The organism is Proteiniborus ethanoligenes (genome assembly GCF_900107485.1).
In the GTDB taxonomy this organism is placed as follows: domain Bacteria; phylum Bacillota; class Clostridia; order Tissierellales; family Proteiniboraceae; genus Proteiniborus; species Proteiniborus ethanoligenes.
This window is the reverse complement of sequence record NZ_FNQE01000034.1, coordinates 1-21,867: the sequence shown is the minus strand read 5'-3', so window position 1 is coordinate 21,867 and position 21,867 is coordinate 1. Positions and strand designations below refer to the sequence as shown.

At 37.3% G+C, this 21,867-nt stretch carries 28 protein-coding genes; 25 read left to right on the top strand and 3 right to left on the bottom strand.

Translation table 11 applies throughout. The features are described from left to right. Positions 1-26 precede the first annotated feature (26 nt). The 22 genes from rplF to rpsI all read left to right on the top strand — a co-directional run bounded on the left by rplF (position 27) and on the right by rpsI (position 12,923). A complete protein-coding gene (gene rplF / locus BLV37_RS12765; RefSeq protein ID WP_091732205.1) occupies positions 27-566 on the top strand; it encodes a 50S ribosomal protein L6 in 540 nt (179 codons plus the stop codon). A 17-nt stretch (positions 567-583) separates the two neighbouring features. After that, positions 584-952 (top strand): 50S ribosomal protein L18, encoded by a 369-nt coding sequence (rplR, locus tag BLV37_RS12760; RefSeq protein ID WP_091732202.1) that lies wholly within the window; start codon positions 584-586, stop codon positions 950-952. A gap of 17 nt (positions 953-969) precedes the next feature. Next, positions 970-1,479, top strand: a complete 510-nt coding sequence (rpsE, locus tag BLV37_RS12755) for a 30S ribosomal protein S5 (protein WP_091732199.1) — start codon at positions 970-972, stop codon at positions 1,477-1,479. Between the two features lie 12 nt (positions 1,480-1,491). Next, complete coding sequence (gene rpmD / locus BLV37_RS12750; protein WP_091732197.1) at positions 1,492-1,668, top strand: 50S ribosomal protein L30; 177 nt, start codon at positions 1,492-1,494, stop codon at positions 1,666-1,668. A gap of 24 nt (positions 1,669-1,692) precedes the next feature. Beyond that, positions 1,693-2,136, top strand: coding sequence for a 50S ribosomal protein L15 (gene rplO, locus BLV37_RS12745; protein ID WP_091732194.1), 444 nt, complete (start codon positions 1,693-1,695; stop codon positions 2,134-2,136). Between the two features lies 1 nt (position 2,137). Continuing rightward, the gene (gene secY / locus BLV37_RS12740; protein ID WP_091732192.1) at positions 2,138-3,418 is read left to right on the top strand and encodes a preprotein translocase subunit SecY; all 1,281 of its coding nucleotides are present in this window, start codon (positions 2,138-2,140) and stop codon (positions 3,416-3,418) included. A gap of 35 nt (positions 3,419-3,453) precedes the next feature. Continuing rightward, a complete protein-coding gene (locus BLV37_RS12735; protein WP_091732189.1) occupies positions 3,454-4,101 on the top strand; it encodes an adenylate kinase in 648 nt (215 codons plus the stop codon). Between the two features lie 2 nt (positions 4,102-4,103). Continuing rightward, positions 4,104-4,850, top strand: coding sequence for a type I methionyl aminopeptidase (map, locus tag BLV37_RS12730; protein WP_091732186.1), 747 nt, complete (start codon positions 4,104-4,106; stop codon positions 4,848-4,850). 21 nt (positions 4,851-4,871) lie between these two features. Then, complete coding sequence (locus BLV37_RS12725; protein WP_091732183.1) at positions 4,872-5,153, top strand: KOW domain-containing RNA-binding protein; 282 nt, start codon at positions 4,872-4,874, stop codon at positions 5,151-5,153. Between the two features lie 30 nt (positions 5,154-5,183). Further along, positions 5,184-5,402 carry a translation initiation factor IF-1 gene (gene infA / locus BLV37_RS12720; RefSeq protein ID WP_091732180.1) on the top strand — a complete coding sequence of 73 codons (219 nt, stop codon included), beginning with the start codon at positions 5,184-5,186 and terminating at the stop codon, positions 5,400-5,402. A 15-nt stretch (positions 5,403-5,417) separates the two neighbouring features. Next, positions 5,418-5,531, top strand: coding sequence for a 50S ribosomal protein L36 (gene rpmJ / locus BLV37_RS12715; protein WP_041701799.1), 114 nt, complete (start codon positions 5,418-5,420; stop codon positions 5,529-5,531). A gap of 175 nt (positions 5,532-5,706) precedes the next feature. After that, positions 5,707-6,075, top strand: a complete 369-nt coding sequence (rpsM, locus tag BLV37_RS12710; protein WP_091732178.1) for a 30S ribosomal protein S13 — start codon at positions 5,707-5,709, stop codon at positions 6,073-6,075. 20 nt (positions 6,076-6,095) lie between these two features. After that, positions 6,096-6,494, top strand: coding sequence for a 30S ribosomal protein S11 (rpsK, locus tag BLV37_RS12705; protein ID WP_091732175.1), 399 nt, complete (start codon positions 6,096-6,098; stop codon positions 6,492-6,494). Positions 6,495-6,518: 24 nt separating this feature from the next. Then, a complete protein-coding gene (rpsD, locus tag BLV37_RS12700; protein WP_091732174.1) occupies positions 6,519-7,142 on the top strand; it encodes a 30S ribosomal protein S4 in 624 nt (207 codons plus the stop codon). A gap of 62 nt (positions 7,143-7,204) precedes the next feature. Next, positions 7,205-8,152 carry a DNA-directed RNA polymerase subunit alpha gene (locus BLV37_RS12695; RefSeq protein ID WP_091732171.1) on the top strand — a complete coding sequence of 316 codons (948 nt, stop codon included), beginning with the start codon at positions 7,205-7,207 and terminating at the stop codon, positions 8,150-8,152. Between the two features lie 24 nt (positions 8,153-8,176). Beyond that, a complete protein-coding gene (rplQ, locus tag BLV37_RS12690; RefSeq protein WP_091732169.1) occupies positions 8,177-8,518 on the top strand; it encodes a 50S ribosomal protein L17 in 342 nt (113 codons plus the stop codon). A gap of 177 nt (positions 8,519-8,695) precedes the next feature. Further along, complete coding sequence (locus BLV37_RS12685) at positions 8,696-9,526, top strand: energy-coupling factor transporter ATPase (RefSeq protein ID WP_091732166.1); 831 nt, start codon at positions 8,696-8,698, stop codon at positions 9,524-9,526. Then, positions 9,523-10,386, top strand: coding sequence for an energy-coupling factor transporter ATPase (locus tag BLV37_RS12680; protein WP_091732164.1), 864 nt, complete (start codon positions 9,523-9,525; stop codon positions 10,384-10,386). Before BLV37_RS12685 ends, BLV37_RS12680 begins: the two co-directional genes overlap by 4 nt. After that, complete coding sequence (locus tag BLV37_RS12675) at positions 10,379-11,179, top strand: energy-coupling factor transporter transmembrane component T family protein (RefSeq protein WP_091732161.1); 801 nt, start codon at positions 10,379-10,381, stop codon at positions 11,177-11,179. Before BLV37_RS12680 ends, BLV37_RS12675 begins: the two co-directional genes overlap by 8 nt. Before the next feature lie 12 nt (positions 11,180-11,191). Then, a complete protein-coding gene (gene truA, locus BLV37_RS12670) occupies positions 11,192-11,926 on the top strand; it encodes a tRNA pseudouridine(38-40) synthase TruA (RefSeq protein WP_091732159.1) in 735 nt (244 codons plus the stop codon). Between the two features lie 150 nt (positions 11,927-12,076). Then, positions 12,077-12,505: a 50S ribosomal protein L13 gene (gene rplM / locus BLV37_RS12665; protein WP_091732156.1), complete on the top strand. Its 429-nt coding sequence runs from the start codon at positions 12,077-12,079 to the stop codon at positions 12,503-12,505. A 25-nt stretch (positions 12,506-12,530) separates the two neighbouring features. Next, on the top strand, positions 12,531-12,923 hold the full coding sequence (gene rpsI, locus BLV37_RS12660; protein WP_091732154.1) for a 30S ribosomal protein S9: 393 nt from the start codon (positions 12,531-12,533) through the stop codon (positions 12,921-12,923). A gap of 280 nt (positions 12,924-13,203) precedes the next feature. Here the strand turns inward: rpsI and BLV37_RS12655 are convergent, their stop codons facing one another. Beyond that, on the bottom strand, positions 13,204-13,671 hold the full coding sequence (locus tag BLV37_RS12655; protein WP_244270543.1) for a histidine kinase: 468 nt from the start codon (positions 13,669-13,671) through the stop codon (positions 13,204-13,206). A 2-nt stretch (positions 13,672-13,673) separates the two neighbouring features. Continuing rightward, entirely contained in the window at positions 13,674-14,399 is a 726-nt protein-coding gene (locus tag BLV37_RS12650; protein WP_091732153.1) for a LytR/AlgR family response regulator transcription factor, read from the bottom strand. Positions 14,400-14,595: 196 nt separating this feature from the next. On the opposite strand from BLV37_RS12650, the gene BLV37_RS12645 reads away from it, so the two are divergent. Genes BLV37_RS12645 through BLV37_RS12635 form a run of 3 tightly spaced genes read left to right on the top strand, consistent with a single transcriptional unit; the run spans position 14,596 to position 21,132 of the window. Continuing rightward, positions 14,596-16,251 (top strand): WG repeat-containing protein, encoded by a 1,656-nt coding sequence (locus BLV37_RS12645; RefSeq protein ID WP_244270542.1) that lies wholly within the window; start codon positions 14,596-14,598, stop codon positions 16,249-16,251. Positions 16,252-16,307: 56 nt separating this feature from the next. After that, entirely contained in the window at positions 16,308-16,835 is a 528-nt protein-coding gene (locus BLV37_RS12640) for a LemA family protein (RefSeq protein WP_091732150.1), read from the top strand. A 43-nt stretch (positions 16,836-16,878) separates the two neighbouring features. Continuing rightward, complete coding sequence (locus BLV37_RS12635; RefSeq protein ID WP_091732148.1) at positions 16,879-21,132, top strand: S-layer homology domain-containing protein; 4,254 nt, start codon at positions 16,879-16,881, stop codon at positions 21,130-21,132. 488 nt (positions 21,133-21,620) lie between these two features. Here the strand turns inward: BLV37_RS12635 and BLV37_RS12630 are convergent. Further along, a partial coding sequence (locus BLV37_RS12630; RefSeq protein ID WP_143031525.1) for an IS3 family transposase occupies positions 21,621-21,867 on the bottom strand: 247 nt, incomplete at its 5' end.

Below are 21,867 nucleotides of genomic sequence, written 5' to 3'. Positions count from 1 at the left end.
GATTTAATGGAACAGGAGGTGCAATCATGTCAAGAATAGGTTTGAAGCCGATAACTATACCAAGTGGTGTGGAAGTGAAAATAGATTCAAATAACTATGTAGTAGTTAAAGGCGCAAAGGGAACACTTGAACAACAACTTGATAAAGAAATCAAAATTAATATAGAAGAAAATGTTATTAATTTATCTCGTCCAACTGAACAAAAAAGACATAAATCATTACATGGATTAACTAGATCATTATTAGCTAACATGATTGAAGGAGTTACAAATGGATATTCAAAAGGATTAGAGATAATAGGTACAGGTTATCGTGCTCAAAAACAAGGTAACAAACTAGTACTGAATCTAGGATTCTCTCACCCAGTTGAGATGGAAGATCCAGAAGGCATAGAAGTTGAAGTTCCAGCTAATACAAAGATAATTGTAAAAGGTATCGATAAACAAAAAGTTGGTAACTATGCTGCTGTAATCAGAGACTTAAGAAGACCAGAACCTTATAAAGGTAAAGGTGTAAGATATGAAGGCGAAAATGTAAGACGTAAGGAAGGCAAGACAGGTAAGTAGGAAAGGAGTGAAAACAGGTGCTCAAAAAAGAATATAGTAACAAGAAAAGACAAAAAAGGCATTTAAGAATTAGAAAGACTGTAAATGGAACTCCTGAGAGACCAAGATTAAATGTGTATAGAAGCTTAAATCACATATATGCACAAATAATCGATGACAGTGCAGGAAGAACTTTAGTGTCTGCTTCTACCCTGGATAAAGACTTAAAAGAAAAGTTAGAGAAAACTAGCAACAAAGAAGCGGCTAAGGTTGTTGGCAAGCTAGTTGCTGAAAGAGCTCTAGCAAAGGGCATTGAAGAAGTAATATTCGATAGAGGTGGATATATTTACCACGGAAGAGTTAAAGAACTTGCAGACGGTGCAAGAGAAGGCGGATTAAAGTTCTAGATGAAGGAGGGAAAGCAATGCAACATCATGGTCGTATAGATGCTGGTGAATTAGATTTAAAAGAAAGAGTAGTTAGCATAAATCGTGTAACTAAAGTTGTTAAAGGTGGTAGGAACTTTAGATTTAGTGCTTTAGTAGTTGTTGGAGACGAGAACGGGCACGTAGGTGTTGGTATGGCAAAAGCACTAGAAGTTCCTGAAGCTATTAGAAAAGCAATCCAAGATGCTAAAAAGAATTTAATAAAAGTTCCTACAGTTGGAACAACAATTCCTCATGAAACAATAGGAGAATTTGGCGCAGGAAGAGTATTATTAAAACCAGCTTCAGAGGGTACAGGAGTTATAGCTGGAGGTCCAGTACGTGCAGTTATTGAACTTGCTGGTATAAGGGACTTAAGAGGTAAATCTTTAGGTTCAAGTAATCCTAGAAACGTAGTAAATGCAACAGTAGAGGCATTAAAACAGCTTAAGAGAGCTGAAGAAGTTGCAAGACTAAGAGGAAAAACTGTAGAAGAGTTATTAGGTTAGGGGGGAAATACCTTGGCTAAAATTAAAATAAAGCTTGTTAAAAGCACAATAGGCAGAATAGAATCACATAAAAGAACTATTGAAGCCCTTGGACTAAAGAAAATAGGCCAAATAGTTGAGAAAGAAGATACTCCTCAAATTAGAGGCATGATAGAAAAAGTTAACTATATGGTTGAAGTTATTGAGTAGAACTTAGTAAGAGGAGGTGCAACCATGAAATTACATGAATTAAGACCAAATAAAGGTGGCGGCAGCAAAAAAACCAAAAGATTAGGTAGAGGTACAGGTTCAGGATGGGGTAAAACTGCTGGAAGAGGACAAAAAGGACAAAAATCACGTTCAGGCGGAGGAGTAAGACCAGGATTTGAAGGTGGACAAATGCCTTTATACAGAAGACTTCCTAAGAGAGGTTTTACAAACATATTTGCTACAAAATATGCAATAGTGAACCTTGAAGATTTAAATAGATTTGATGATAATACAGAAGTTACACCAGAACTATTAATTCAATCTGGTATAATTAAGAAACTTGAAGATGGAGTTAAGATACTTGGTGACGGGGAATTAAGCAAAAAATTAACTGTTAAAGCCAATAAGTTCAGCAAAACAGCTGCTGAAAAAATAGAGGCTAATGGGGGAAAGGTAGAGGTGATCTAAATTGCTATCAACTCTTAGAAATGCATGGAAAATTCCAGATTTAAGAAAAAAAATCTTGTTCACATTTGCCATGCTTGTAGTGTTTAGATTAGGCTCTAGTATTCCAGTTCCTGGAATAGACAGAACAGTAATAGAATCAATATTCACTTCTAGTTCAGGTGGGATGCTAGATTTTCTAAACTTAATGGCAGGGGGAGCTTTTAAGGACTTTACAATCTTTGCGCTTAACATTTACCCATATGTTACTGCTTCAATTATAATACAATTGTTAACCATTGCCATCCCAAGCTTAGAAGCGTTGGCTAAAGAAGGCGAAGAAGGAAGAAAGAAGATAGCTCAATATACTAGATACGGTACAATAGTACTTGCTTTAATTCAAGCAATAGGTATCAGTGTAGGATTTTTCAATAGTGCTCTTATCAGCAGAGACTTTCTACCAGTTGCAGTAGTAGTATTAGTATTGACAGCTGGAACTGCATTTTTAATGTGGTTAGGAGAACTAATTACTGATAGAGGAATCGGAAATGGTATTTCACTTATAATATTCATAGGTATCGTTTCAAGAGCACCAAGTGGATTGATAAAAATGTTCCAATTAGTAAAGGCAGGACAGGTAAATGTATTAAAGATAGTTGGATTCTTAATAGCTGCTCTAGTTATAATAGTTGGAGTTATAGCTATACAAGAAGGTACAAGAAAAATTCCTGTTCAGTATGCTAAAAGAGTTGTAGGAAGAAAAATGTATGGCGGACAAAGTACACATATACCTATAAAGGTATTAATGGCAGGAGTTATTCCTGTAATCTTTTCCACATCATTGCTACAATTCCCACAAATTCTTACTATGTTTTTAAACCCAAATGGAAAAGCTGCTGCATTTGTTACTAAATACTTAACAATGGGAGGCAGTGTTGGTGCATGGGTATATTCAATATTAAACGTATTATTGATAGTGTTTTTCACATATTTCTATACAGCAGTACAGTTTAATCCTGTTGAATATGCAAATAATTTAAAACAATATGGTGGATTTGTGCCAGGAATAAGACCTGGGAAACCTACTTCAGATTATTTAAGCAAGGTAATATCAAGGGTTACATTTGCTGGAGCAATAGCGCTAGCTATCATAGCTACACTTCCAGTAGTAATAGAAGCTTTTGTTAAGTTAAATATTCACTTTGGTGGTACTGGACTACTTATAGTTGTCGGTGTTGCTTTAGAGACTATGAAGCAAATAGAAGCTCAAATGATGATGAGACACTATAAAGGATTTTTAAAATAAGAAGTTTTAAATAACACTCTTTGGAGATGATGTGATTGAGACTTATTCTACTAGGACCACCTGGAGCAGGAAAAGGAACTCAGGCGGTTAGTATAGTTAAGAAATACAACATACCACATATATCAACTGGAGATATATTAAGAAAAAACATAAAAGAGGGTACAGAACTAGGCAATAAAGCAAAAGAATATATGGATAAAGGTCTATTAGTACCCGATGAGTTAGTGGTAGCCATTGTTAAAGATAGACTAACAGAAGAAGATTGCATCCAAGGATTCTTGTTAGATGGTTTTCCAAGAACAGTAATGCAAGCAGACTCTTTAGATACCGAACTAAATAGCTTGAAATATGAATTAGATAAAGTAATTAATATTGATGTTAGTAAGGAAGAGCTTATTGATAGAGCAGTAGGCAGAAGAGTTTGTAAGGATTGTGGTGCAACTTATCATATTAAGTTTAATCTACCTAAGGCTGAAGGTAAGTGTGATGTTTGTGGTGGAGAACTTCATCAGAGAAAAGATGATACTGAAGAAACAGTATCAAAGAGAATAGAAGTATACCTAGAACAGACAAAGCCTTTAATAAATTACTATGAAGAAAAAGGGATACTAATTAACATAGATGGAAAACAAGACATAGACAAGGTATTCCAAGACATAGTAACAGCATTAGGGAGAGAATAATAATGATTATTTTGAAAAGTGATAGAGAAATTGAAAAGATGTCAGATGCAGGAAGGCTTGTTGCACAGACACATGCCTTTCTCAAAGACATGATAAAGCCAGGAGTGACCACTAAAGAATTAGATGAAGCAGCAGAAGAATTTATTAGGAGTCACGGTGCAATACCTGCTTTTAAGGGTTATAATGGTTTTCCAGGAAGTATTTGTGCTTCTATAAATGAAGTAGTAGTTCATGGAATTCCTGGATTAAACAAGTTAAAAGATGGCGATATTATAAGTATAGATATCGGAACTATAGTTGATGGATATTATGGTGATGGAGCCAAGACGTATCCTGTAGGCAATGTTTCAGACAAGGACTTGGAACTAATAGAAGTGACCAGACAATCATTTTATGAAGGCTTGAAATTTGCCAAAGAAGGTAATAGATTGTCCGATATCTCACATGCTATACAAAAATATGTAGAAATCAATGGTTTTTCCGTAGTTAGAGACTTTGTTGGCCATGGAATTGGTCAGAAAATGCATGAGGAGCCCCAGATACCAAACTTTGGACTGCCGGGGAAAGGACCACGTCTTAGAGCAGGTATGGTGCTAGCCATTGAACCAATGGTTAATATGGGCACATACCATGTAAGAATACTAAGCGACAACTGGACAGTAGTTACGATAGATGGCCAAAAGTCTGCACATTATGAGCATACAATAGCCATAACAAATGATGAGCCATTAATCTTAACGAAGTTATAATCCATCAAAGAGGTGAATTACATGGAAACCACTAGTGATATACACTTAGGACAGGTGGTTAGATCTAAAGCAGGAAGAGATAAAGGCAAGGTATTTACAGTACTAAATATAGTAGATGATGAGTATGTACTAATTGTAGATGGTGATTATAGAAGATTAGACAATCCAAAAAAGAAAAAGATTAAACATCTAATAGTCTATAAAACTATTATTGAAGAACTTAAAGAGAGACTTACAAATGGTCAGAAAGTCAACAATGCATTTATTAGAAAGGCTTTAGATCCATTTAATAAAGAGATATAATACCTATGGAACAGGAGGTTCGATTACCCAATGTCTAAAAAGGATGTTATTGAGGTAGAAGGGACCGTAGCTGAAGCTCTACCAAACGCCATGTTTAAGGTTAAATTAGAGAATGGTCATGAGATACTAGCTCATATATCTGGAAAGCTTAGAATGAATTTCATAAGAATTCTTCCAGGAGATAAGGTTACAATAGAATTGTCACCTTATGACTTAACAAGAGGTAGAATCACGTGGCGCAATAAGTAGCAAGGAGGGTTTACAATGAAAGTAAGACCATCAGTTAAAAAGATTTGTGAAAAATGCCAAATCATCAGAAGAAAAGGTAAAGTAATGGTGATCTGCGAGAATCCAAGACATAAGCAAAAACAAGGTTAATTAGATAAATAAACTATTATATTGATAATGCTTATTTTTTAGTATAAAATTATTTTAGTTGATACAAGTTATCATTGCGGCTGCTTAAAATAAAGGATAGTTATATTTTAAAGGCAAATAGTAAGGCAGATAGTTGCTTTATTGGAAAGCACAGTTTTAGGAGGTGTAAACTTTAATGGCTAGAATTGCCGGTGTTGACTTACCAAGAGATAAGAGAGTAGAAGTTGGATTGACTTATATATTTGGAATCGGAAGAGCTAGATCAAATGAAATACTAGCAAAAGCCGGTGTAAATCCAGATACTAGAGTAAGAGATTTAACTGAATCAGAAGTAAATGAATTAAGAACAATAATAGACACATATATGGTTGAAGGGGACCTTAGAAGAGAAGTTTCACTTAATATTAAAAGATTAAGAGAAATTGGATGCTATAGAGGATTAAGACATAGAAGAGGTCTTCCAGTAAGAGGACAAAACACTAAGAATAATGCTAGAACTAGAAAAGGTCCTAAGAAACTTGCAGCAAAAAAAGGTAAAAAGTAATAGTAAAGGAGGGACTTTGATTGGCAGCTAAAAAAGGTGTAAAAACACGTGTAAAAAGAAGAGAACGTAAAAATATTGAAAGAGGTCAAGCTCATATAAGATCTACTTTCAATAATACTATAGTAACATTATCTGATGCTAACGGAAATGTATTATCTTGGGCAAGCGCTGGTCAGTTAGGCTTCAAAGGTTCAAGAAAATCAACTCCATTTGCTGCTCAAATGGCTGCAGAAGAAGCAGCTAAAAAAGCCATGGAACATGGACTTAAAACTGTAGAAGTATTTGTTAAAGGACCAGGAGCTGGTAGAGAGGCTGCAATAAGATCATTACAAGCAACTGGACTTGAAGTTAGCATGATTAAGGATACAACTCCAGTACCACATAACGGTTGTAGACCACCAAAACGTAGAAGAGTCTAGTAAATTGTAGGAGGTGCACAGAGAATGGCTAGATACACAGGTCCTGTTTGTAGACTTTGCCGTAGAGAAGGGCAAAAGCTTTACTTAAAAGGAGATAAGTGTTTTACTGATAAATGTCCAGTAGCTAGAAGAAACTATGCTCCTGGGCAACACGGGCAAAGTAGAAAAAAATTATCTAACTATGGAGTACAATTAAGAGAAAAACAAAAAGTTCGTAGATATTATGGAATTTCAGAAAGTCAAATGAGAAAATATTTTGAAGCTGCAGATAAAAAAGTAGGAATTACAGGTGAAAACCTATTAAAAATACTAGAGTCAAGATTAGACAATGTTATATTTAGATTAGGTTTAGCTGATTCAAGAGCAGAAGCGAGACAACTAGTTACTCATGGACATTTTAAGATAAATGGTAAGAAGGTAGATATTCCTTCATATTTAACTTCTGTTGGAGAAACTATAGAAGTCAAAGAAGGAAGCAAATCATCAGTAAGGTTCAAAGAGCATCAAGAGGGATTCCAAGGTAACGTAGTACCATGGTTACAAATGGATATAGAAAACATGATAGGCAAAATCATTTCTGAGCCATCTAGAGAAGATATCGATCTACCAATACAAGAACACTTAATAGTAGAGCTATATTCTAAATAATAATTTTTAGAATCAGTTACCCTCAGGATAGCCTATAAAGATTATGAGGAGGGTCAATGTAAATGATAGAAATAGAAAAACCAAAATTAGAAATTGTCGACTTAAATGAAAACAACACTTATGGTAAATTTGTTGTTGAGCCTTTAGAAAGAGGATATGGAACTACTCTAGGAAATTCACTTAGAAGAATCCTGCTGTCATCTTTACCAGGTGCTGCAGTATCTTCTATTAAAATTCAAGGTATACTACATGAATTTTCTACAATACCGGGAGTATTAGAAGATGTTTCAGAAATTATTCTAAACATTAAAAATGTAGCTGCAATAATGCACTCTGAAGAGCCTGTAATGCTGAAGATAGAAGCTGAGGGGCCTGGAGAGATTACAGCAGGCGACATTCTAACTGGTAGTGATGTAGAAATATTAAACAAAGATCTTCATATAGCTACACTTGAAAATGATGCTAAGCTATACATGGAGCTTGAAATGACAAGAGGTAGGGGATATGTTCCTGCTGAAAGAAATAAGCAGGAAAACCAGCCAATAGGTGTTATTCCTATAGACTCTATCTATACTCCTGTTAAAAAAGTGAATTTTAAGGTTGAAAATACAAGGGTAGGACAAATTACTGATTATGATAAATTAACTCTTGAGGTATGGACAGATGGAACAATAAAGCCTGATGAAGCCACTTCATTAGGTGCTAAGATACTCAATGAACATTTGAACCTATTTATCACACTAACTGAACATGTTAATGATGTTGAAATAATGGTTGAAAAAGAAGAAGATAAAAAAGAAAAGGTTCTTGAAATGACTATTGAAGAACTAGACCTTTCTGTAAGGTCTTATAACTGCTTAAAAAGGGCAAGTATCAATACTGTTGAAGAATTAACACAAAAGACAGAAGAAGATATGATGAAGGTTAGAAACCTTGGAAAGAAATCCCTTGAAGAAGTTCAACAAAAACTTGCAGAATTAGGATTGAGTTTGAGAAAAAGTGATGAGTAATACCAGCTTAAAGGAGGGATAAGGATGGCTAAGCTAAGAAAATTAGGACGCCCTACTGATCACAGAAAAGCAATGCTTAGAAATCTTGTTACAAGCCTACTTAGAAATGGCAAAATAGAAACTACTGAAACAAGAGCCAAAGAAACTAGAAGAATAGCAGAAAAAATGATAACTCTAGCAAAAAGAGGAGATTTACATGCTAGACGTCAAGTTTTGGCATATGTGTATGATGAAACAGTAGTTAAGAATTTATTTGATGATATAGCACCAAAGTATGCGGACAGAAATGGTGGTTATACAAGAATGCTTAAACTAGGACCACGTAGAGGCGATGCTGCCGAAATGGTAATATTAGAATTAGTATAAAAGGTTTGGGGGGATTAAGTTGGGTATTATTAACTTAGTCCCTTTTTCAATACTTTCTGTCTAATTTTTTTCTTATTTCATTAACAAAGGACATATACTCTGTAGAGTTTTGTTGAACAAAATAGGCCCATGTGTTAAACTAAAATAGGTATATAATTGTCTTTGGAGAGGATATAAATGAGCGATACAATGATAAAAATAGAAAATGTAACTTTAGAATATACAACAAATGAGGATAAAGAATTTGCCGCATTAAAGGATGTAAGCCTTGAAATAAAAAAGGGAGAATTCTTAGTAATACTTGGTCACAATGGTTCAGGAAAATCAACCCTTGCTAAATTGATGAATGCACTTTTATTACCTACTGAAGGAAAGGTGTATGTAAATGGTATGGATACCACTGACATGAATAAAGTGTGGGATATAAGACAAACAGCAGGCATGGTTTTTCAGAATCCAGATAATCAACTAGTAGCTACTATTGTTGAAGAAGATGTAGCTTTTGGACCTGAAAATCAAGGTGTAGAGCCTAGTGAAATAAGAAGAAGAGTAGATGAAGCATTAGAAATAGTAGAAATGAGTCAGTATAAAAAACATGCTCCACATCTTTTATCTGGTGGACAAAAACAAAGGATAGCAATAGCCGGCATACTAGCTATGAATCCAGACTGTATTGTACTAGATGAACCTACTGCAATGCTAGATCCTTCGGGAAGAAAAGAAGTAATGAACACTATAGAGAAGCTAAACAAAGAGCAAAAAAAGACTATAATTCATATAACCCACTATATGGACGAAGCAGTAGGTGCAGACAGAATAATAGTAATGGAAGAAGGGCAAGTAGTATTAGAAGGCGCGCCTAAAGAAGTATTTAGTAAGGTAGAAGAGATAAAGAGCTTAGGCTTAGATGTGCCACAAGTAACAGAGCTAGTACATGAGCTTATAAAAGAAGGAATAAACCTTCCAAAGGATATATTAACAGTTGAGGAATTGGTGGGATTGCTATGACAATAAAAATTGATGGATTAACATTCATATATAATCAAAATACACCCTTCGAAGCAAAGGCTTTAGACAACATAAATCTAGAGATAAAAGAAGGGGAATTTGTAGGACTAATAGGTCATACAGGCTCGGGGAAATCCACCCTTATACAGCATTTAAACGGACTACTTAAGCCTACATCTGGTCGTATAGAGGTAGGTGGAGTAGATATCACAGTAAAAGGTACAAGTTTAAAGGAAATACGACAAAAAGTAGGTCTTGTATTTCAATATCCTGAGCATCAACTATTTGAAGAAACAGTATATAAGGATATAGCCTTTGGGCCACAAAATTTAGGGCTATCACAGGAAGAAGTAGATGCAAGGGTTAGAGAAGCAATGGAGCTTGTGGGACTTGATTTTGAAGGTACTAATGACAGATCACCCTTTGAGCTTAGTGGCGGACAAAAAAGAAGGGTAGCCATAGCAGGAGTTCTAGCTATGAAGCCACAGGTATTGATATTAGATGAGCCAACAGCAGGTCTGGACCCTAAGGGAAGAGATGATATATTAGGACAGATTCAAAGCTTATATCAAAAAAACAAAATGACCATAATCCTAGTATCTCACAGCATGGAAGATATAGCACGCCTAGTCAATAGGATAGTAGTAATGCATAGTGGGAAAATAGCTATTACAGATACGCCAAGAGAGGTATTTAAAAGAGCAGAAGAGCTAGAAAAGCTTGGACTTGGTATACCACAGATAACATATTTTATGAAAGCCTTTAAAAATAAAGGGCATGGTATTAGAGAAGATGTTCTAACAGTAGATGAGGCAAAGGAAGAGATATTACAATATTTGAGGAGAAATAGAGATGCTTAAGAATATAACGATAGGTCAATATTTTCCAGGAGAAACAGTTATCCATAGATTAGATCCTAGGGTAAAGCTATTAGGCGTCTTTGCATTTATAATATCATTATTTTTTATTAATAGCTTTTATCCATATATATTTGTAGTAGCTTTTATACTAACTACCATAAAGCTGTCTAAGGTTCCTTTAAGCTATGTAATAAAGGGACTCAAACCATTAATCTTAATAATATCCATTACTTTTCTAATAAATTTGTTTATGACAAAGGGAGAAATACTATATGAAATAGGGCCATTAGACATAACAAAAGAAGGTTTGGTACAAGCAACTTTCATGGCTCTAAGACTAATATTTCTTGTTATGGGTACATCATTATTAACCCTTACAACTTCCCCAATATCATTAACTGATGGTATAGAAAAGCTATTGAAGCCATTTAGTAAAATTGGGGTACCAGCTCATGAGCTTGCCATGATGATGACCATAGCCTTAAGGTTCATTCCAACCTTATTAGAAGAAACAGATAAGATAATGAAAGCACAAATGGCAAGAGGAGCAGACTTTGAAAGTGGTAACATAATGAATAGAGCCAAAAGCTTAGTTCCACTATTAGTACCCTTGTTCGTAAGTGCCTTTAGGAGGGCAGATGAGCTTGCTATGGCTATGGAAGCAAGATGCTATAGAGGTGGAGAAAACAGAACAAGAATGAAGGAATTAAGGTTTAAAAAGATAGACTTTGTTGCATTAAGTATAACTACAGTGTTTATTGCCATAATAATCACATATAGATTTTGGTGGTAAAGAGGGCTAATCATGAGAAATATTAAGCTCATAATAGAATATGATGGTACAAATTATTCTGGTTGGCAAAAACAGCCACATCAGACAACGATACAAAAAACCATAGAGGATTCTATCACAAAAATAACTAAAGAAAAAATTGAAATATATGGCTCAGGAAGAACAGATAAAGGAGTTCATGCCAAGGGTCAAGTAGCTAACTTTTTTACTGGTTCAAAGATTCCAGCAGAAAGATTTAGAGAGGCCATTAACAGTGTATTACCAAAGGATATTGTGATAAGCCATTCAGAAGAAGTAGATGAATCATTTCATTCAAGATATAGTGCTAAAGGAAAAGAATATAGATATATTATTTATAACAGAAGAATCTCAAGTCCATTACTTCGGAATTATGCTTACCATGTACCTCAAAAGCTTCATTTTGACTACATGAAAAAGGCAGTAAATGACTTTGTTGGCACTAATGACTTTGTAGCCTTCATGGCATCAGGAAGCTCAGTAAAAGACACTATAAGGACAATACATAATATATCCTTAGAAAAAGATAAAGAAATTATACAACTAAAGATAAATGGGGATGGATTCTTATATAATATGGTAAGAATTATCCTAGGAACATTAGTAGATATAGGTATAGGTAAAATAGATAGGGATGCTATACCCCAGATTATATTGTCTAAAGATAGACAAAAGGCAGGACATACTGCACCACCTCAAGGATTATATTTAGAAAGAGTATATTATTAATAGATATTTTTTACACAAATTAGTGGAAACATCTTGACACACCTGGAAGGTTGTATTAAAATATAAAGGTATGTTAGAATAAAAAATCCACTGCCCCGGATTTTTATATATACATTACGTTTAACTCATCGGTTTTAAGGAGGGAAATAGATGAAAAGCTTTGTTGCAAAACCAAATGAAATTGAAAGAAAATGGTACATTATCGACGCTGAAGGAAAAACATTAGGTAGACTTAGTTCAGAAATCGCAAAAATATTAAGAGGTAAACATAAACCAATTTTCACACCACATGTTGATACAGGAGATTTTGTAATAGTAGTCAATGCAGAAAAGGTAGTATTAACTGGTAAGAAACTAGAACAAAAAGCATACAGATATCATACTGGATATCCAGGCGGACTAAGAGAAGTTCCTTACAGCAGATTAATGGAAAAAAACCCAGAAAGAATAATCAGCTTAGCAGTTAAAGGCATGTTACCTAAAAACAGCTTAGGTAGAAGTATGTTTAAAAAATTAAAAGTATACAAAGGTACAGAACATAAACATCAAGCTCAAAAACCTGAAGTTTATGAAATATAGTTTTCAGGAAGGGAGGAGACTGTAAATGGCGAAGGTTCAATACTACGGTACTGGTAGAAGAAAAACATCAATAGCAAGAGTGAGATTAGTTCCTGGCACAGGAAATATAACTATAAATAAAAGAGATTTTGAAGAGTACTTTGACTATGATACATTAAAGGTATTAGTTAAAGAACCTCTAAGAATTACAGATTCATTAGACAAATATGACGTAATAGCAACTGTAAAAGGTGGAGGATTCACTGGTCAAGCAGGAGCAATTAGACATGGTTTATCAAGAGCTCTAATCAAAGCAGACGAAGAACTAAGACCAATACTTAAAAAAGCAGGTTTCTTAACAAGAGACCCAAGAATGGTAGAAAGAAAGAAATACGGCTTAAAGAAAGCAAGAAGAGCTTCTCAATTCTCAAAGAGATAATTTCAAAGTTTACAAAAGTCCCGAAAACACAGCGTTTCGGGACTTTATTTTTTTGAGGTGTCGCAAACTCTATTTTACTCAGGAATAAAAATATATATTTTTTTATAGCATCCATGGTATACCCCCGGTGTAACACCGTGGATGGGGAGAAACCGGACACCAAAGCTGGGGAACACAATTTTGGTCAGCCTGCCAATCTCTAAATACTCTCCGCCAAGCATACCCCTTTAACTACTCCTATGAGCTGATATAAATAGCGGAAAATAAGTTAATTAAGAGATTATGTAGTAGCCTGAAATATAAACTTTTCCATCAACTGCCGGACAGATCCGGCCACATATCTTTTCAAGAAATAATAGGCCAGAAACACAAATGCAATATAAAAAATGTGGTCTGCAAGTCTGCTGCCCAAAGCGGTACCCGCAAGAAAACCAAACCAGCGCGGAGCCTGACAGCAGAGATAACCGGAAAGCATGCTGACAGCGGATATGAGCAACGGACGCTTATAGTAAAAATAGAATATCACGATCAGCGGCAGATGAGTAATCAGTGGATACAACTTTGATGTCAAATCCAAGCCCCAGAGCCACCAACTGGTGGTCTGAACGAAAAGAAAAATTACACAGAGCAAGATAGTAACAAGCCTATTTTTCCTTGTGGGTTCTATTCTCGCAAAGAGAACCGATACCGTTATACCAAAGACCAAAGAAACTCCAAATCGTAAGAGTCCTATCACTGTTACTATCATGATCATTCCTCCTCCATTTGATAACGCAGATATTGCTGCTTTATCTCCCGCGCCTTGCCTTGTGCAATGGGTATAGTGGAGAGGGTCTGTAAGGTCACCTGATGATTTTCGATGGTATCTACATACTGCATATTCACAAGATAGGAGCGATGGGGTTTTATAAAACACTTATATTTTAGAAGTGTATCGCAGACAGAGGAAAAAGGCTCCGTACATTCTATCACTTTGCCGGAACGCAGGTGATACAACACATTTCTGCCTATGACCTCAATAAAAGTCAAATTGAAGATAAGTATTTTTTGAATGCCCTCATTACTCTTTACGATAATCATATCTTCATCTTTTTCCTCTTTGATCTGCTCCAGTATTTCATCAAAGGTGAAGAATAGTTTTTCTTTTGAAATTGGCTTTAGTACATAGTTGATGGCTTTCACTGAATAGCTTTCTAAAGCAAATTCAGGTGATGATGTAAAGAATAAAATTGGAGCAGTTTTGTCAAAACCACGGATTTCCTTTGCCAGATTAATGCCCGTAAAGCCCGGCATAATAATATCCAGACAGTATATATCAAACCGTTTTCCTTTTTCCAAGGCTGAAACCAGTTCAAATCCATTTGAAAAGACAGCAGATTCACAATTCAGATGTTTTGATGTTCGGTACAGGTCTATAAGCTGTACCATATTGGATAGTTCGTCAATATTATCATCACAGACCGCAATCTGGAGCATAATAATTCCTCCATCTCTCTATTATTCTATCTCTCCATGATAATTTTATCATAAAAATCGAATATTCGATATATGATTCATGTCAAAAAAATCATGTTTCATGCAGAAAGCGGGTTTTTGAGATAGATTTTGATAGATTGAAGATGTAAAACAAAATCTTTATTTGAAACAAGATTTCTAAAGGAGGAACAAGATTATGAAAAAACGATTTATTAGCATCCTGCTCAGTTTTTGTATGGTGATGGGACTACTGCCAACAACTGCGTTTGCAATAGGGTGGGCAACAGATAATACTATTATTGAGGGTTGGTACCATCTCCGCTGTATGAATAATTACCTCAATTTGACTGTAGATGGGGAAGCAGAGCTACGCAAGCTTTCTGAAAATGAAGCCTTTTATGTGGAAAGCAAGGGCGGCAGCCAATATACCTTAAAAATGAAAGACGGCAGATATTTAGGGCTTGAGGGTGAGAGAAAAGACGGTTCAAGAGTAAAAGCGGTAAATAGCCCTTATATTTGGCTTATCCATTGGGAAGCAACTAACTTTAACAAAGAAAAGTCAGACATTTTCAGTTTGCGACCACCTGAAGCTTTAAAACTGGTCGTTAATGCATCTGGTGAAAAAAATGCTGACGGAACTTCTATTATTATATGGAAACATCAGAAGTTAGATGCCCCTAATCATGCCGAATTTCGGTTTATTCCCACAAATATAACTCCAGATCCTACAGGTGAAAAATGGACTACTTACAAAGAAAATGGTTTGATGGGCTACAAGGACCAAAGTGGAAAAGTGGTAATTAAGGCACAGTTTGATCATGCAGAAAAATTTTCTCAAGGGATGGCTAGGGTTTACAATAAGGCTAAGGGTGCAGCTGCTTATATTGACACCACAGGCAAACTCATCACCCCCTTCAAATATGACTCTGCTGCAAGTGGACATATTGCATATGATGGCTTGATGAGGGTCGCAATAGATGGTGAGGATGTTGTCAATGCCATTATGAATGGAGATGGCGTATATTCTATTGAATCTGTTGGAAACAGCACCGTAGTAGTGATGAAAAGCGGCAAGAAACTGAAATTTGACCCCAAATACGGCTTTATTGACAAAACAGGGAAAGAAGTAATACCACTGCAATTTGATGAAGCCTACTCTTTTCAAGATGATCGGGCGGCAGTACTCGAGTTCCAAGGTTGGGAGCATGGGTTTTCTATTAACAAGATTGGCTATATTGACACAACGGGAAAACTTGTTATCCCTTATCAGTACGGTGGTGAGAACCTTTATGACGCCAGTGTATTAAGTTATAAAGATGGCTTGACGTGTTTCTTCCAGTACCTCGGAAAGGGAGGTGTGACGGCTGACGGGTGGGTTAAACACGCTCCGGGAGGCATAATGGATAAGAATGGTAAGGTTATCGTTCCATCCAACCCTGATAGATATTATTGGTCAAACCAGTTCGGTCTTCAATGGAAAGATGGCGTTATAGTGAACTGTTATTTCACGGAAGTGAACAAGGAAGGTGTACCCACAAAAGGCGGTGGAAGAGAGTGGTCATTCACTGAGTTATACGACTATTCGGGTAAGTTAATTAAAAAGCTGGACGGATACACCGACGCCATGCCTATAGGTGGAGGATATACTCTGGCTCTTCACCAAGTACCCTATGGTGAGACAATAAAATATCTTGGTACCGAAGCATATGTGGGATATTGGACTGTTTTTGACTGCAATGGCAAGATTGTGGTTGATAATGTTCAAAAGAACAATTTTTACCTTCTTAACAGTGCTTATGGCTATGCAAACGGCTATGTATATTTCGGAGGCGAAAGCTACAAAGTTCCTTAACTTAAATTGGACTTAGTCTGTCTCTCCGGTAAAAAATAAACAAGGAGGACCTTATTATGCTGCCAACTTTCATCACAATCATAGTAATTGTTGCGGTCATTGTCCTATGGACAATCTCTACACAACGCAAACTGGCTGTGCTAGATGAGCATATCGGCAATGCCATGAGTCAGATCGGAGTGCAGCTATCAGTATGTTTTGACGTCATCATGGCTCTTTTGGATTTAACAAAAGAATATGCCAAGCTTGAGAGCGAAACACTGATTGAAACCATCAAATCAAGAAAAAACGTCATTACGGCAAAAACCACACCGGATGAAGTAATGCGTCAGGAAGAGATTATTTTCAATGCGCTGGGCAGGATTGCCATGGTAACGGAGCAATACCCGGAGTTAAAAGCAAATCAGACCTATATCAAAACCATGGACGCAGTACAGACCTTTGAAAACATGGTGCGCACCAGCCGTCTGATTTATAACAATAGTGTTTCAAAGATGAACCGTGAAATTCGAATGTTCCCAGTGTCTATGATTGCCAGGATGTTAGGCTTTCGGCAAAGAGATTATATTGTGGAGTTGCACTGATGAAACAAGGAAAATCAACTTTATTCAAGGAGGAGTAAACATTATGAACAAACGATTATTGAGTATGCTTCTTTCGCTGTGCATAGTAGTGACCATGCTGCCAGTGACCGCAATGGGGGTAGAAGTTGATACTACCATAGGCGGGAGCGGAGAAATTATAAGCTTTGCACCCATCATAGAAACAGAAAAATCGGTATCCCTTGGTATATCCATTGAGGATTTAGAATTGCTCGAGACAGTGACTGCCGTGGTACGGACAGCCGTGACTCTTCAAGAGGATTCCGTGCAGGATTCCGGCAGCCTGGAAACTGCGACTGCCACAACAGCAACTGAATCCGAATGGGAAGAAAACATCGTGGAGATTCCGGTGACATGGACTTCCCAGCCGGAATATGACATGGACACCAAGGGAGAGTATGTCTTTAGGCCAGTGATTGAGGACTATACGGTCAGCAGTGTTCTGCCGGAGATTAGGGTGACGGTGGGTGAACTGCTGCCTACCGCAGTAGCGTTAGGGCTGGTCAGTCCTTTGGGCGATGATACGTACAACATATGGGTGGGTGGTGTGCAGGTGACCGACGTTAACAAAGATAACATCAGCGGTACGGACATTAGCGGAAATATCTCCTATGACCCTGATACATCAACCCTTACTTTAAATGGTACAACAATCACTGCAGTATATGAAAAAACAATAAAAAAGAATATATCTGGAAAACTATATGACGAAGAACATCAATATGGTATATATGCAGACATCACTGACCTAAAAATAGTCGTAACGGGGAACAACACCATAAATTGTCCAGATGCAGATACTAAACATAGTTATGGTATCTATGCCAGAGGTGCATTGGAGATTACTGGCAATGGTAGTCTATCTGCCAATAGCGGTAAAGGAATTGTCAGTTATGGCATTTACAGTGATGGTGAACTCACGATTAAAAGCGGAACAATCACCGGTATCAGTAATGCTATATATACATCACTTGGAATATACGGAAGTAAAATAAATATTTCTGGAGGAGATGTGAGTGCTAATAGCACTGGAGGTTCCGCTCACGCAATGGTAGCAAATAGTTACAATATTACCGGAGGTAAAATCACGGTAACCGGAAACAATGGTCTATCTGCTAATTTTGATTATAATCCAATCAACATCTCCGGCGGGGAGGTAAACGCGAACGTTAGCAATAACGCAATATCTGGCGTACTAAACTTCGAAGGAGGCATGGTAATAGCCACAGGTGAAAAGGCTCTAAAAGGTACATTGAACCTTATAAAGGGTATTGCCACAGCTGGCACCAATAAGGATGGAAGCAATGCGGATTTCTATGATGCAGATAATCTTCCAAACTACAAATACCTTAAAATTGAGCCAGTTCCAGACACTACTGTCACCAACTTTGATTTAACAAGCAAACTTACAGCTCCAGCAACTGGCGGCAGACCAGACATAACTATCACTGATGATCAGTATACCGGAACCATTGCATGGAGTGACAATCCAACAATATTCATTGGAAGTAGAGCTTACACTGCTACTGTAACTCTGACAGGAAAAGATGGTTACATCTTTTCGGGAGTAGCTGAAAATGCTTTCTCTTACGATGGAGCAACCAGCGTTATGAATAGCATAGGCTCTGATAAAATAATGACTGTAACCATTGTGTTTCCTCAAACCATGGCAAGAACATTGCAAGAAATCATTATTACTAGGCCACCTAATAAAACAGCGTATTATTATGGAGAAATCTTTGATAAGACTGGTATGATAGTAAAAGCATCCTATGACGATGGCACGATAGATGAGAATTTCACTAACTACACTGTGGATAAAACAGGGCACCTCACCCTAAGTGACAATTTAATTACCCTAACGGCAAATGGCACAACTATCAAAACCACTCAAGCTATTACTGTTATCAAGAAAACACCGGCTACGGCTGATTTGGTCTTTGACTTAACTGCTGTAGACTACGACAGCACAGAAAAACCTGTGACCGTTATGGCAGCACATGATAAGACTTTGGGTGCAATTACTGTTAAATATAATGGCATCACCACTGTTCCTACCAATGCAGGCAATTATTTAATTAGGGTAGATATTGCTGAAAGTACAGAATACAATGCAGCTACAGATTTATCCTTGGGTAATTATACCATCAATAAAATTGACTATAGAGGTAATTCAACTTTGTCAGAAAATATTTTAGTAGATGGAAAAATCGGAGCAAGCATAACCCTTCCCGACATTCCAGAAGGTGCAAAATGTGGCACTCCCATTGCAGGTGGTACAATTATGATGACTGATATGAGTATTTCAGGAAATAAATTAATCTATACTGCACCTAAAAGCACAACAGGACAAAGTGGCACTATGACCATTCCTGTAACAGATGCGACTAATTACAAGGATTATAATATTGTTGTGACAATTACCTATACAGCTAAGACTCCACAGATGATTTCTTATGCAACTACGACCATTACAAAGATCTATGGTGATGCAAAGTTCGTAAACCCTTTAACTCAAGATGAAATAAATGGTACAATAACCTATGCTAGTGATGATAACGCCGTAGCAACTGTCAATCCTTCCACTGGTGAGGTGACCATTGTTTCTGTAGGTGACGGAAGTGCAACCATCACTGCTACTGCTATGGAAACAGATACCCATGCACAGGCTACGGCAAGCTATATTGTGACTGTTTCTAAAAAAGCACTTACTCTAAAAGCAGATGACAAGAATATGATACAAGGAAATGAATTACCAAACTTTACTTTTACAGCTATAGGCTTAGTGAATGGTGATAATGTGATAGCACCTCCTACTATTTCTACTACTACTAATGGAACTACTGTAGGAATTTTTGACATTACCCCTTTGGGTGGAGTGGTGGAAAATGCCGCAAGCTATAACATTATCTATACAAAAGGCACTTTAACCGTGGCAGGTGGTTCTGGTGGTTCCGAAAGTTCCAGTGGCGACTCTGGCAGCAGTGATACAAGCTCCTCAAACGACAGCAGCCCTGTAATCGTTACCCCACCTGCAGCCGACAAGCCTAATGATCCCACACAGGGAGAAATTAAGGTTCACGGCACAGCAGACGGCAAGGACAATATCACAGTAAAGATCACTAACAAAACTGTGACCGATGCCTTTGATAAGGCTTTTGCAGACGCCAAGAAAAACGGAAACGAGAAAAATGGCATCACAGTAGTACTCCGTGTGGACACCGGTAGCAAGACCGGCTCTAATGTCACGGTTAATCTTCCAAAGACTGTGCAGGACACCATCATTGCGAAGAAAATAGTCAACACAATTGTAGTGGTGAACAACCCCGACATCAGAATCGGCATGGATTTGGCTACTGTGCAGGAAATCAACAAGCAAGCAAAGTCTGATGTGAATGTTACCGCCACCCGCAGGGACAGCAGCAAGCTGACCGGGGAAGCGAAAAACGCCATTGGTGAACGCCCGGTATTCGACCTCAAAGTGAATTACGGTAGTGACCAACAGGTACAGAGCTTTGGTGCAGGCAACGTATTGGTCACCATCCCCTACACCCTGGGGCCAAATGAAATGGCCGAGAATGTGCAGGCGGTTTATGTGGATAGCAATGGAAAAGTACACTGGCTGGTAAACTCGGTCTATGACAGTATGGAAAAGGTTTTGCGTTTCAGCACCAACCACTTCTCCACTTATGGTGTAGGCTACAAAGAGGATGCACCTGCATTTACGGACATTGCAAGTCACTGGGCAAAAGAAGACATTGAGTTTGTGATAAGCAACGGATTATTTAGCGGCACTTCCGCCACCACCTTCAGCCCTAACACTGCCATGACAAGAGGAATGTTCGTTACGGTGCTGGGAAGGCTGGCAGATGCCGATGTGAGCAGCTACAATAAGAGTAGCTTCAGCGATGTGAATAGCGATTCTTACTATATGGGTTACATTGAATGGGCAAGCAAAAACAATATCGTAAACGGAACTGCCAATGGAAACTTTGCCCCTGATCAAGGCATTACCCGTGAGCAGATGGCAGTCATCATAAGGAACTATGCCAAGATTATGGATATTAAGCTGACACAGGCTCATGGGGAAGATGCCTTTGCGGACAGCGCCAAAATCAGCACCTACGCTAAGGATGCGGTGAAGCAGATGCAAATGGCAGGTGTAATCAGTGGTAAAAATAGTAATCTCTTTGATCCACAGGGTAAAGCCACTCGGGCAGAGGTTGCGGCATTATTGCGCCGTTTTGTAGAACTGGTGAGCTCCAGAGACACCATGTAGGCTTCTGGCTCATTGACCCCAAGCTGGGCTGCACCATGAGCTAGTAGGAACGCTTGAGCAACAAAAGCAGATTCGCTCTGATCCATCCGGGTGATGTGCTTCGGGTTGAGGAAGGATTTTTTGGATATCCTTAAAATTGGTACTTGAAAAACAAATAATTATGCAACATAATCAGAAAAGTCAGATAAATCACTTGATAAATGAAAAGGTGTACAGATAATAAAGATATAATTAATTTACGCACGATTTACACAGGGTCAGAAGTTAGAAAATTGAAATTTTCAATAAAGGGTACTTAAAGTATATGTCCACTACTATATATAGTGTATTTGAGACAAATTGATTCCGTACATCAATTATCAAAGAGATAGGATTTCAGAAAAACAAAATCCCTCAAACACGCTGAACATGCCCCTGTCAAGTAGACAGTGGTAAAAATAAAAATCTTTCTACGCCAATCGTTGAACAATGGTTGGCGTAGACTCATTCTATGCAACTTTATTCTGCAAGTAATTTCTGTACTCTATTGGTGTCATACACTTTAATCGCCTTTGATACCTATGATTATTGTAATACTCTATATAATCAACAATAGCAGTTTCTAATTCGGAGTATGAATTGAATCTTCTAAGGTAATACATTTCAGATTTTAACATGCCCCAGAATGCTTCCATAGGTCCATTATCAATGCATCTTGACACTCTGGACATGCTTTGTATCATACCTGCATCATCG